This is a genomic window from Sutterella massiliensis (genome assembly GCF_016899755.1).
GTDB lineage: Bacteria > Pseudomonadota > Gammaproteobacteria > Burkholderiales > Burkholderiaceae_F > Sutterella > Sutterella massiliensis.
The window spans coordinates 1-613 of the sequence record NZ_JACJJC010000214.1 but is presented as its reverse complement, the minus strand read 5'-3'; the positions used below and the strand labels follow the sequence as shown (position 1 = coordinate 613).

At 59.2% G+C, this 613-nt stretch carries 1 pseudogene; it reads left to right on the top strand.

Features of this window, described 5'->3' with window-relative positions:
• Positions 1 to 613: pseudogene (locus tag H6A60_RS12225) on the top strand (hypothetical protein); the annotation flags it as partial.

Genomic DNA, 613 nt, shown 5'->3' with positions numbered 1-613 from the left:
TCGCAGGACAGCGGCAGCATTGTTGTCGACAATGTATTCGCCGGCGCGGGCACCCTCGTTGTCAGCGGCACTGCCGATCAAGAGTTCGGTTTCAGCACTAACTGGACTGATGCGGAAACTTCCGGCTTTACGGGCACGCTCCGCCTTGAAGACGGCATCAAGATGACCGTGGGCGGAGGCTCCGGTTCGGGCTTCTACAACGCTGCGAACCTGGCCAACGCGGACTTCAAGCTCGAAAGTGGCTCGACGCTCGTCGTTGCGACGCAGACGGGTTCTCGCGTCGACACCTTCGACAATCTCAATGTCAATAGCGGCACGATTTCGTTTGCCGGCAATTTCGACCTTGGTGCTACGACGGATGAGCTCGGTCAGCTGCAGGTGGGTTCTCTTACCGGTTCGGGCAACATTGCGCTCGCGATTCCCAATTCGAGCGGTACGGTTGACCAGACGATCGGTCAGAACGATCTTTTGACGATCGACGACGTTTCGCACTTCCAGGCGCTCATCACGGCTGAGACCGGCACGGTCTCGGAGAACGGATGGACGCTCAACGGCAGCACCACTACTACGGGCTCGGGCCTTCGTCAGGCGGTTCGCAATGCCAACGATACGG